The sequence below is a fragment of the Helicobacter pylori genome (assembly GCF_014498195.1).
In the GTDB taxonomy this organism is placed as follows: Bacteria; Campylobacterota; Campylobacteria; order Campylobacterales; family Helicobacteraceae; genus Helicobacter; species Helicobacter pylori_DO.
Map to the genome: position 1 here is coordinate 74,811 of NZ_JACTGH010000005.1, position 11,775 is coordinate 86,585.

The window sequence follows — 11,775 nt, forward strand, 5'->3', positions numbered from 1 at the left end:
GTTGGGTTGTTTTGATTCTTATTTGATAAGAATATGCAAACACTCTTTGGTGTGCACGGCTTTATGGGCGCGTTTGTTATCCGCTTTAAAACGCATGTAGGTTTTGGTCATTAAGGAGTAAGCGCCGTATTTTTTTAAGATATTTTTAATCTCTGTCTCGCTCATAAGCCCTTCATTGTTATAGCTTAAAAAAATATATTTGAATCGCGCTTTTTTGATCAAGTCTTCAAAAGCGTTTAAGATTTGAGAACGAGAGCAAAACGATGATTTCTGGTAACTGGGCAAGCCGGTTTTGCCTTTTGGAACAAAGGGCGTATAAGCAGCAATCGTGTTCAACAAATGGTAATTCGCCCCGTATTGCCTCGCATTATAAGGAGGGTCTAAATACAAAATATCCCCTGAAATCTTTCCGATCAACTCGCTAGCGTCTTGCTGATACACTTCGTTAGCGTTTAAACTCACATCAAAATGAGCGCCTTTTAAAATGAGTTCTTTTTGAGCGCTTTTTTTAAGGCGTTTTAAAAAAGCCCCATAAACTGAAGCGGTGTTAGCCACCTTGTCCGCGCTCTCCAATAACGATGCGAGCAAAAAATAATACGCGCAATTATCAATGTTTTGAGAAAGCTTAAGCTCTTCAATTTTTAAACGCATCGCATCAATTTTTTGAGCGTTTGTTTCGCTAAAATACTGCCTTGAACTCCCCCCTAAAGAATAATGCGAATAGATAAAGCCCTTTTTTAAAGCAACGCTATTAAGCCTATCAATCAGCTCTTCTTGATTAGGGATTTCTTGAATGTTGCCGATATAATTTTGATTCAAAACAAAGCTATAATACTCCAAGTCATTAGAAATAACCTTATTAACGGCTTTTTTAAACGCACGCCCCACAATGCCTGTCCCAGCGAACAGATCACAAAAAATCGCACCAGAGAGATCATGGCCTGCAACCGCATGGATATTTTCCTTAATAAAGGGAATGAGCTTGTATTTAGAGCCGATATAGTTCATTGATCTGTGTTTGTATGCTTCTTTAAAATAAATATAGCTATTATTAAAATTAAATTTTATGTATTGTAACATAACTTGATTATGAATAAGTCTTAAACCCCACGATTAAAATAATCTTAAAACCAACTAATCAATCCTATATGAAACAATGATCGTTTTTTAATACCGCACGCCCTACCAATCGCTTCATTAAAACAACGAAACAACCCCCATTATAAGCAAAAACTTTTTCTATCGCAACTGCTCATTAAAACACCGCTAGAAAAACAGCGACACCCCCCTACTAGCTGAATGCATCAAAACTTTTGCCACTATTACCCTATTTTCTAGTAGCTTCTTTTAAATCTACCATTCTCATATTCTTCTATTTTGCCATTAACGACTTTAACTACAACCGCCATTATAAACCTCCTAAAATATAAATTGTGATATACCCAACATCAAACTATCAGTCTAGTCTATAGTCTAACTAAAACCTTAATTTTGAGTATTTGAATATTTAATCACAAAATCCCTAAAAAATAGCTTAACAACAAACTCGCTTAACTCTCATAAAATCAGTCTCATTAAATCAATTTACCCTCAAAACAACCCGCATGGCACAAACTCCAACCGCTTGTCTAAAATTAATGATCCTTTGTGATGGTTTTGGCTTTAGAGCCTACAGCCGTAGAACCCGTGGGCAAATCTGAAAGCACCACCGCATTAGCTCCGATTTTCACATCATCGCCCACGCAAATCGCACCCAAGACCTTAGCCCCTGCCCCCACTACCACACGGTTGCCTAAAGTAGGGTGGCGCTTGCCCTTGAATTTGCCCGTGCCACCCAGAGTTACGCCATGATAAATGGTAACATCATCTCCAATCTCTGTGGTCTCGCCAATCACCACACCCATGCCATGATCAATAAAAAGCCCCCTCCCAATCTTAGCGCCCGGGTGGATTTCTATCCCAGTGATAAAACGCGCTAACTGAGAAAGTGCGCGAGCAATGAAGTAAAACCCACGCTTGTGCAACGCATGCGCTAGGCGGTAACAAAGCAGCGCATGAATGCCCGGATAAAGCAAGAGAACCTCCCACTTATTCCTAGCTGCCGGGTCTTCTTGCAAGACACGCTCTAGGCTATAAGACAAATCTAGCATGACAGAGTCTCCGGTTGGAATATATTTGAATCAACATGACTTAAGCAGATTTTTCTCATCTATTCCAATAAAACTTGATACAAATTTTTCTTGCTATTATACCCAAACTCACGCTCCTTTAAATGGAGTAAAAAATTAATAGAGTAAAACGCCCTCTCTTTTAATCCCTTCAAATTCTCTTAAACAATCCTTTAAAAAGGCTTAAAAAACCCGCTAATCCATTATTGATTTGGCATTTATTTGGAATAAAACTATTTTAAACGAAAAAATTTTAAACGAAAAAAATAAAAAGCAGATTGAAAAAAATTACTAGTAGTGGTGCCGAAGGTCGGACTCGAACCGACACGGGATTGCTCCCACCAGATTTTGAGTCTAGCGTGTCTACCAATTCCACCACTTCGGCGTATCATAGAGCAAAGAGTGAGATTATACCCACTTATTCCTTAAAAAAACTTAATGGTGCACTGGGCGAGACTCGAACTCGCACGAGATTGCTCCCACCACCCCCTCAAGATGGCGTGTCTACCAATTCCACCACCAGTGCTAAAAATTCAAAAATAAGAAAATATTATAGCTAAATCATGCTTTTTAAGCAATAATTTAGCCCATCAAAAACCCTTAACTTAAGAATGGGTTACTATAAATAGCGATAATAGCAAACACTAGAGTATAAATCACTTGCGCTTCAATCATCGCCATGGCCACGAACATGGTTGTGAGCAATTTACCGCCCACTCCTGGGTTTCTCGCTGTGCCTGTAATGGTCGCTGCGGCCGCATTCCCCATACCGATCGCCCCACCAAAAGCGGCAATCCCTAGACCGATCATCGCTCCTAAGATAGAATAGGCTTTAATCATATCCATCCCACCCATGCCACCATCATGAGCGAAAGCAACGCCCGCTAAAGCCAGAAAAAATAACGCTAAAAATTTCATTTTCGCACTCCGTTTCAAAAATTAGGCTTGATTTTCATTTCGAATCGTTCCTCTACTTTCAAAAATACAAGCAAGAATTCATTTTAATACAAACTAGCTTAAAAACGCTTTTAAAAAACGCTTTTTAAAAATTTTAAGCCAAATCCAAAGCGATTTTACCCTTATTGAAACTAATCACCCTGCACCTGATGCTATCGCCTTCTTTTAAGATCACTTGACACCTGTCCATGTTTTGTTTTCTTAACAAGCCTTCGCCCCCCTTAGGCAAGCTTAAAAACGCCCCAAAATCCACGATTCGTTTCACTTGAGCTTCTAGCACCTCATCAATAGCGTATCGCTCCAATTCTTGATCTAAAGAATGCAAATAGTTTAAAATAAATTCTTTAGTTTTTAAAACGCGCTCTTTATTCCCCATGATTTTCACTTCACCGCTCGGTTTGTTCAAATCAATCTTAACCTCAAACCTTTCTACTATCTCTTTAATCACACGCCCCCCTTGACCGATAATTTCTACAATTTTATCTGGAGCGACATTAAAAATTTCAGTTGTGGGCAAATGGGAAAAATTGATCACGATCTTTTCTTTCGCTTCATGCATGATTTTTAAAATGTGTTTGCGCGCTCTTTTAGCTTGGAGTAAGGCTTGGTATAAAACCTCTAATTGGATACCGCTCATTTTGGTATCCATTTGCATAGCCGTAATGCCTTCTAAATTCCCGGCAATCTTAAAATCCATATCGCCTTCGGCGTCTTCTAAGCCGCTAATATCGCTTAAAATGGCGTGATCTTGCCCTTTGCTCACCATGCCCATAGCCACCCCAGCGACTAGATCATGAATTTCCACACCGCTTGCATAAAGGGCTAAAGACCCTGCGCACACGCTCGCCATTGAGCTTGAACCATTGCTTTCTAAAATCTCAGAAACCAATCGTATCACCTGCTCTTTATTTTTAATGCTCGTTTCTAAAGCTCTTTTAGCCAAATTCCCATGCCCTAATTCGCGCCTTGAAGTCGCGCCAATAGAACTCGCTTCGCCCACGCAAAAAGGAGGGAAATTATAATGGAACATGAAGCGCTCTTTGATAGGGGTTTTATGTTCCAAACTCTCATGGGTTTGAGCGTCATTATCCGTGCCTAAAACCCCTACCACTAAGCTTTGAGTTTGCCCCCTAGTGAATAAAATGGAGCTGTGCGCCATAGGGAGTAAATCGCTCTCTATCAAAATGGGGCGCACTTCTTCTAACGCGCGCTTATCCGGGCGGATTTTATCTTGAATGATCATGCGCCTTATCTCAGTTTTTTTCACTTTTTCTAAAGACCATTCAATTTCTTCTAAACTGAATTCTGAGTGGGCTTCGCTGATTTTTTTAGCCACTTCTTTGAAAACATTTTCTCGCTCGCTCAAAGCAGAACTTTCAATGCCTTTAATGATTTCATCAAAATACTGATTTGTTAATAAATCTAACAGCCTTTCATTAAGGGCTATCCCTTCGCCCTCTTTAAAAAGCAACTCGTTTTGATAGGGCGTGAAAGCCTCTTCATAAAGCGTGCAGGTTTCTTTCAAACTTTTTTGAGCCAATTCTAAAGCTTCTAGCATTAAAGGCTCTTCTAAAGCGTTTAATTTTTGCCCCAAAGAGCGCATTTCTATCATGTTCAAACTCTCTTTAGTGCCGGACACGAACAAATCCAAACTGGATTGATTCAAAAGGCTTGCGCTAGGGTTAATGATAAATTCGTTATCCACCCTAGCGATCCTGCAAGCGCTCACGCTTTTAATAGGAGCGATATGGGCTAAAAAGAGAGTGGCTGAAGCGGCGTTTAAAGCAGAGACTTGCAAATCGTTTTCAATATCATGGCTTAAAACCATTAAAGTGATCTGTGTAGGGTAGCGGTAATCTTTAGGGAATAAAGGGCGCAAAGTCCTGTCTATAAGCCTAGAGGTTAAGATTTCAAAATCTTGCGCTCTGCCTTCTCTTTTAACAAAACCGCCAGGAATCTTACCGGCAGCATACGATTTTTCTAAAAACTGCACCACTAAAGGCAAAAAATCTTCACTCACAGGCTCTCTTTCTACGCACACGCTCGCTAGAATAAGGGTTTTTCCTAAGCGATACATTAAAGAGCTAGTGGCTTGTTTGGCCACTTGTTTGAGAGCGAATTCTTCGGTTTTGTTACTGGAATTGATGGTGATAAAATCCATATTTAATGTTCCTTTTTGAGATTGGACGCGTTGTTAGCGCCCAAGTATTTTTCAATTTCTTCATTGCTTAATCGCTTGAGTTCTTTATAATGGTGTTCCACAGAGACAAAACATTCAGGGCGATACACGCTAATCACCCCATCGCACAAACTTTCTAAGCCTTGAGCGACATTTTGCGCGACAATGGGGGTTAAAATGTAAATGTCTTGGCATTCTTTTTTCAAACAAGTTTGCACGCCTAACCCTGCTCTAAACCCGGTCTCAATCCCCCTATCTACGATAAAAACATTTTTATCTTTCAGGCTTTTGATCGCATTGCCTTTGCGATACTGATAGATGTGAGACAAAATGTCTTCTTCATAAGCTCGCTTGGCTTCCCCATAAACATAGTCTAAAGTGATGTCAAAGGAATTGATCAAACTTTCATTCATCACTATATCCATGCTCTCACTCACTAAAGCGATCTCGCATTTTGAGTTTAAGGGGGCTAGGATAGGTTCTAAAAAAAGTATATCATAAGTCGCTCCAAATTTTTGCGCTAAAGCGTTAGCTAAATACAAGGCGTTAAAACTCAAGGCGAGCATGATGGAATCTTTTAAATCAATGTGGCGCGTGTGGATTTCATTAATCAATTTGTTTAAAGCGTCTTCTTCATTAACAAAACGCATGCCCTCTATATCAGTGATATGGCTAAAATCCGTATTCAAATCTATTCCTTTTTTTACTTACGCTGCAAAGAGCGGTAAGTTACATTGGTTTTAGTGATCGGTGAAAAGTCTAATTCTAGCTTAACATAGTTATTTTCAAACACTCTTATAGGTTGGTTGGGATCGCCGGTGAGGATAGGGCGTCTTTGATTGACGAATTGAAAGCCAATCCCAAAACAACGGATTTTTTTATAAATCCCCACATTCCAATTCAAAACCACGTTATTTCTAATATCATAACCCACATCCGCGCTCATGGAAAAATACCCAAAATCGTTGCTAAAACCCGCCTTTAAATAATCCGCAGGATTTTCTACAATGCTATTAATCCCACTGCTAAAATTGTTCCTTAAAAAATAAGAGAGGTTAAAGCTTAAAAATTTGCGTTGGTAATTGGCGTTCACAGAGATTTCTTCTAGGCGGTTTTGATAAAACGAATAAAAGACATTCCCAAAGATGTTCAATCCCGTTAAGGGCGAAAACCCGATCTTGCTCTCTAGTGGCATTCTAAAGGGCGAAACTTTATCGTCAAGATTGATGAGTTGCGATATTTTAAAATACAATAACTCTTGCCCCCCTAAGCCATAAAGGTATTGCGTTAGGGTTAAATCCACCGTCTTATTGCTCGCATTGCTAGGTAAAATGCTGCTAGGATTCCACACGGAGTCATACAAACGCCCTTGATAATCATAATCTCTCAATAAAGGCGAAGTGTAGCTGTTTAAGGCTTGCGCGCTTAAAGCATACATGTTTTGAGAAAACAAGCCGTTTTTAAAAGTGTAATAAGGGATGTTGAAAATCGCTTCTAGTTGGATCGTGTGGAAAAGCTTGTTGTATTCTCTGGCTAAATCCGTATTGACATACATGGAAAAATTTGAAGACACAAAGTTCCCAAATTCCCTTGATTCATTAGGGATCGTAGGCACGAAGGAATTTTTAGATTGCATTAAAGCCACATTAGATAGTTGGAGATCGTTCCAAAGCCCTAAAGATAAATACTTTTTAAACAAAGAAAATTGCAAACCCACCGGCACATTCAAAGCGTTTTGCACATAGCCATAGCCGATCTCTCTTGCGGTGTTTCTAAACTGATAATCCACTGAATACAATAAATTTTTAAAATACAAAGAATTTAAATATTTATGGTATTGCAAATTAGGGACAGATTGGAAAGTGCGGTTATTGTTGATTTTATTCAGGTTTAAAAAATACTTGATATTCAAGCCGTAATAATTGTTTTCAGTTTGCAAATAGTAATTCGCCCTAGACATGTGCGTGGCGTCTGTGATTCGCTTATTAACCTTTTCAAAACGCACATAATCCAAATCGTTCATGTATAAAAAGTCAATGTAATGCCCGTTGTCAATATTAGACTTAAGATGAAAGTATTTTTGTAAAGTGTCCCTGCTAGAGCTTAAAAATTCAAACCCGTAGATATTTTGATTCCTCAAATCGTAGCGTTTGACGTATTGGGTGTAATTCCTAAAATAGCGCGCGTTGAATAAAAACCTGTCGTCTTTAGAGTTGATGTAGCGCGCTTCAAAATTCAAGCCAAAACCCCTTTTATAGCGGATTTGTGGGGTAAAGGTCATATCCCATGAGTTTTTGGGGGCTAAATAAAAGGGTTGCAAATAAATAAAGCCGTCTAAATTGGAAGTGCCAAACTCAGGGTATAAAAACCCGGTAGTTCTTTTATTGCTAGTGGACATGAAAATATAGGGCAAATACAATACAGGAATATCACCGACATAGATCTTAGGATTCCACATAGACAAATGCGATTTTTGCATGTTGAATGAGCCTGAAGTCGCATTGACATGCCAAATGGGGTTGTCAATGCTGCACCCTGAAGCGCTCATGTTTTTAATCTTATATTTTTGATCCTTCCCACTGGCAATATCCGCGCTCACCCAAATCCCGCTCACGCTGTCTTGGACATAAAAGGGGAAAATGATCTCATATTTTTCATTCAAACTCAATTTCACGTAATCGGTTTTAACGAGCAAACCCTCGCCCCTATAAACCTTGATATTGCCTTCTAATAACGCTTCTTTAGTCTTGGTGTCATAACGCACCTTATCCGCTAGAATATACACGTCATAATTCAATAAGATCGCATTCCCTGAGGCGGTTATCACATTGTCTTTAGCGCTCACTTTATCCGCAAGGATTTCAAAAATCTTATGGTTTTGTTTGTCAAATCGTTGCATAGCGATTTCTTTAGCCTCTAATGCACTCAACAAAAAAAAGACCGCCAAATACAACCAATAAATCATGATCAAAACAACACCAAAAGACTTTTGCTTTTTTCTTCATGCCACGCCCTATGATAGGGATTTTTAAACACTACAAACCATAAAAAGGGGCATAGAAAAACCACGATCTTTAACCCTAAACGCTTCAATAAAATAGCCCTACTGGGGCAATCTGCTAAATAAATATCAATAATTTTAATCCTAAAAACCAATTTAGCCAAACTCATCTTGCACAAACACACAAAAAAGATTTCATAAACGCCATACAAGATGATAAAACCCATCACAACAAACGCGCTGTGATAAATGGGGTTAGTTAGCCAATATAAAGAATGTAAAAAAGTGCATGCCCTTAAAAGATCGCTCAATAAAAACGCTACCAACAAACCATCAGTTAAAAACGCTAAAATACGCCAATACAAGGGGCATAAACGCATTTTTTCACGCATAAGGAGTGTTTCTATGATTTCGGTTTCTTCTTTTTCTAAATTTGGAGAGCGCATTCAAAAACAAACAAGACAAACTCTTTGGTTTGTCTTAAACTTTAACCTTTAAGAATATTCTTTCAAATCTAACACCTTAAAACCAATATCCTTGCGATAAAACATGCCTTCAAAATGCACCTTTTGAGCGATCTCGTAAGCATGGTTTCTAGCCTCTAATAAAGATTTTCCTCTACCAATGGCAAAGATCACCCTCCCCCCACTGCTTTCAAACACGCCGTTATCCTGCTCCACCTCCCCTAAAATCAAATGACCCTTTTTTTCATCAACCGGATCAATATAAAGGGTTTGTTTGGGCGAAGAGCTGGTGGGGTAATTCCTAGAAACGAGCGCGACACTCATCACAAATTCTTTAGAAAACACCAATTCAAGAGAATGCAATTCCCCTTTGGCTGTGGCCAAACACAAATCTAAAAGCGAGCTTTCTAAAAGGGGTAAAATCGTCTGGCATTCAATATCTTTAAAACGCACGCTAAAATCCAATAAATACGGCTCTAAAACGCCTTTTTCTTCTATGATTACAATTTCAGCGAGTAAAACCCCTTTAAAAGGCGTGTTGTCAGCCTGAAGTTTCTCTAAAGTGGGTTTAAAGATATGATTTTTTATTTTCTCTTCTAATTCATTAGAGAAAAAGTTTGCAGGAGCGATGGCCCCCATACCTCCTGTATTGACCCCGTTATCCCCCTCTAATAAGCGTTTGTAGTTTTGGCAAAAGGGCAACAAGATAAAATCATCATTGGCTATGAGCGCTGTAACTGAAAGCTCAAATCCCTCTAAAAAAGGCTCTATGATCACAGGCTCATTGCTTTGTTTGAAAGCGTCTTCAAGGATTTTTATCGCTTCTTCTTGATGGACAATGCTTGTGTTTTTATTCAACGCTTTAATGACTAAGGGGAAAGAAGCGTTTTGAATGTAACTCAAAGCTTCTTTTAAATCGTTTGTTTCAAAGTAAGACGCGCTCTTGATACCGCACTCTTTAACAAAAGCTTTCATATAGCTTTTGGAAGCCTCTAACTTAGCCGCTTCTTTAGAAGCCCCAAACACTAAAATCCCCGCTTTTTCTAACCTCTCTGTAAGCCCTAAAATCAAAGGCTCTTCTTCTGAAATGATAGCTAAATGGATCTGTTTTTTAAGGGCCAATTCCACGATATGCTCGTAATGTTCGCATTCCAGATTCTCGCCTAAATCTTGAGTGCCACCATTACCCAAACAAAAATACAAAGCATTCACTCGCTCATCTTGCTGAAGCCTTTGAGCCAAAGCATACTCTCGCCCCTTATTCCCCACAATTAAAACATTATAGTTATTGTTATCTTTCATGTCTTCCCTAAAATGTGGTTGTTTTTAAACCCAGATGACCGCTACTTTTACATGCGCATAAGTTCAACAAACCTACACTAATAAGGCTAGGAGGATCTTCTTAGGGGCAGATTTAAAAAATGCCATCACACAAAAACCACTACCTTAGCCTAACTTATTTTTTCAACGAACTTGCCATCAAATAAGAAACGCAAATCACCCAGGCGATGCTTACAATTATACTTAAATTTTAAAGAAATTCCATGCAAAAATATTCAAGCGATCCGTGATAGTTTTGATTGGCGTTTAGGCACTTTAAAACAAACTGACTGATCTATTTCAACCTTTCTTTATACGCTACCTCCAAACTGCTATACCCTTTTTTTAATTCCCCCACACCCCCAAAAGCCACTACTTTAGCTTCTTTTAAAAAAATCGCGCTGTCTAAATACTTTTCCACATCCACCACCAAATGCGTAGAGACTAACAAGCTTGCGTTTTGGCTAAACTCACTAGCGATTAACTCAAAAATCTCTTCTCTTGCAATAGGGTCAATCCCAGCCACCGGCTCATCAAAAAGATACAAAGAAGCGTTTCGTGATAGGGTTAAAATCAGCTGCAATTTTTCCCTCATGCCTTTTGAAAGGGCTTTGAACTCTCTTTTTAAAGGCACGCTAAAGCGTTTCAGTAAATTTAGGGCTTTTGATTCATCAAAATCGCTAAAAAAATCCTTATAAAAAGCGATCGCTTTTAAAGGCGTTAATTTAGGATCTAAAAAATCGCCATCACTTAAAAACGCCACGCTTTTTTTAGTTTCTATGCCGATCTTTTGATTTAAAATTTTCACTTCCCCTTGATAGTTCAAATTCAACCCAGCTAAAATTTTTAACAGAGTGGTTTTACCCGCCCCATTAGGCCCTAAAAGCCCTATAAATTGCTGTTTGGGTAGTTTTAAGCTGATATTGTCTAGCGCTTTTAAACTCCCATAAGTTTTAGTCAAATTCTCTATTTCTACTAGCATTTTAATTCCCCGAATTTGCGCACTCTTTTGTAAAAATCGCTAATGATATTTTCTAAATCTTTAGGGGTGAAATCAGGCCATAAAATCGGCGTGAAAAACAATTCCGCATAACTAGACTGCCACAATAAAAAATTGGACAGGCGCATTTCCCCCCCTGTTCGTAACAATAGATCCACTTCAGGCAAATCATGCGTGTCTAAACGATGAGAAATTTCATTTTCTAGGCTTTCTATATTATTGATATGGCTAGACGGGCTTTCTAATAAGCTTTTAAACGCCCTTGAAAGCTCGTTTTTAGATCCGTAATTAAGGGCTAAAACTTGCGTAAAATCCTTAAAATGCCTGGTATCGTTTTCAAGCCGTAAAATCGTATCTCGTAATTCTTTAGAAAATCCCTCTAAATCCCCTATCGCCCTGAAGCGTATGTTATTATCCAAGTAAGTGGATCGCTCATCTTTAAGGTATTTTTTAAGCATCTTCATCAAAAAATCCACTTCACTTTTGGGGCGTTTCCAATTTTCCGTAGAAAAAGCGTATAAAGTCAAGCATTCTAACTTATGATTAGCGCACCAGATCGTAATGTCTTTAAGGGTTTTTACGCCCTTTTTATGCCCATAAGCCCTAGCTTTATTCTTTAATTTAGCCCACCTGCCATTACCATCCATAATAATGGCAAGATGTTTGAGAGTGTTATCCAATGCCTT

11 protein-coding genes and 2 tRNA genes are annotated in these 11,775 nt (G+C 38.7%); all 13 read right to left on the minus strand.

The window, feature by feature from the left end:
- Positions 1–18: 18 nt before the first annotated feature.
- Positions 19–1,008 (minus strand): DNA adenine methylase, encoded by a 990-nt coding sequence (locus tag H7N67_RS03535; RefSeq protein ID WP_187939073.1) that lies wholly within the window; start codon positions 1,006–1,008, stop codon positions 19–21.
- A gap of 326 nt (positions 1,009–1,334) precedes the next feature.
- Positions 1,335–1,409: an IceA2 protein gene (locus tag H7N67_RS03540; RefSeq protein ID WP_187939091.1), complete on the minus strand. Its 75-nt coding sequence runs from the start codon at positions 1,407–1,409 to the stop codon at positions 1,335–1,337.
- A gap of 225 nt (positions 1,410–1,634) precedes the next feature.
- Complete coding sequence (cysE, locus tag H7N67_RS03545) at positions 1,635–2,150, minus strand: serine O-acetyltransferase (protein ID WP_001926264.1); 516 nt, start codon at positions 2,148–2,150, stop codon at positions 1,635–1,637.
- Positions 2,151–2,466: 316 nt separating this feature from the next.
- Positions 2,467–2,553: transfer RNA gene (locus H7N67_RS03550), tRNA-Leu, on the minus strand.
- Between the two features lie 54 nt (positions 2,554–2,607).
- A tRNA-Leu gene (locus H7N67_RS03555) sits at positions 2,608–2,694 on the minus strand.
- Positions 2,695–2,768: 74 nt separating this feature from the next.
- Positions 2,769–3,086 carry a F0F1 ATP synthase subunit C gene (locus H7N67_RS03560; protein ID WP_187939074.1) on the minus strand — a complete coding sequence of 106 codons (318 nt, stop codon included), beginning with the start codon at positions 3,084–3,086 and terminating at the stop codon, positions 2,769–2,771.
- Between the two features lie 133 nt (positions 3,087–3,219).
- A complete protein-coding gene (locus H7N67_RS03565; protein WP_187939075.1) occupies positions 3,220–5,286 on the minus strand; it encodes a polyribonucleotide nucleotidyltransferase in 2,067 nt (688 codons plus the stop codon).
- 2 nt (positions 5,287–5,288) lie between these two features.
- Positions 5,289–5,993, minus strand: a complete 705-nt coding sequence (locus H7N67_RS03570) for a phosphoribosyltransferase (protein ID WP_187939076.1) — start codon at positions 5,991–5,993, stop codon at positions 5,289–5,291.
- Between the two features lie 14 nt (positions 5,994–6,007).
- On the minus strand, positions 6,008–8,269 hold the full coding sequence (locus tag H7N67_RS03575) for an LPS-assembly protein LptD (protein ID WP_187939077.1): 2,262 nt from the start codon (positions 8,267–8,269) through the stop codon (positions 6,008–6,010).
- A 2-nt stretch (positions 8,270–8,271) separates the two neighbouring features.
- Positions 8,272–8,751, minus strand: a complete 480-nt coding sequence (locus tag H7N67_RS03580) for an RDD family protein (RefSeq protein ID WP_001257421.1) — start codon at positions 8,749–8,751, stop codon at positions 8,272–8,274.
- Positions 8,752–8,799: 48 nt separating this feature from the next.
- Complete coding sequence (gene purD, locus H7N67_RS03585) at positions 8,800–10,071, minus strand: phosphoribosylamine--glycine ligase (protein ID WP_187939078.1); 1,272 nt, start codon at positions 10,069–10,071, stop codon at positions 8,800–8,802.
- 313 nt (positions 10,072–10,384) lie between these two features.
- Positions 10,385–11,071, minus strand: coding sequence for an ABC transporter ATP-binding protein (locus tag H7N67_RS03590; protein WP_187939079.1), 687 nt, complete (start codon positions 11,069–11,071; stop codon positions 10,385–10,387).
- Positions 11,065–11,769, minus strand: coding sequence for a di-trans,poly-cis-decaprenylcistransferase (locus H7N67_RS03595; protein WP_187937251.1), 705 nt, complete (start codon positions 11,767–11,769; stop codon positions 11,065–11,067). The genes H7N67_RS03590 and H7N67_RS03595 overlap by 7 nt, the downstream gene beginning before the upstream one ends.
- Between the last annotated feature and the right edge of the window lie 6 nt (positions 11,770–11,775).